Here is a 279-nt window from a genome sequence, read left to right as displayed (position 1 = left end):
GCGAATAATAGTAAAAGTTTCGCTCTTTCTTCTGCTAGAATTTAGAAAATGAAAACGCCCTGCCCCGCAAGCGGGGAGGGGGCTTAAGATGTACCTTATAAGAGCGAAAACCGCTGTATATGTGAGCATTGGGTATTGTAGGTTGGGTAGAACGAAGTGAAACCCAACAAAAAAAGGAAAAATGTTGGGTTTTGTTCCGATTTCTCCGCAACGCTAACGCTAACAACCCAACCTACATAGTTTGATGAAATGCTATGATATTCAATCATCACAAATATT

This window comes from Dolichospermum circinale AWQC131C (genome assembly GCF_000426905.1).
Taxonomy (GTDB): Bacteria; Cyanobacteriota; Cyanobacteriia; order Cyanobacteriales; family Nostocaceae; genus Dolichospermum; species Dolichospermum circinale.
The sequence above is the reverse complement of the archived record's forward strand: the minus strand, read 5'-3'. Positions refer to the sequence as shown.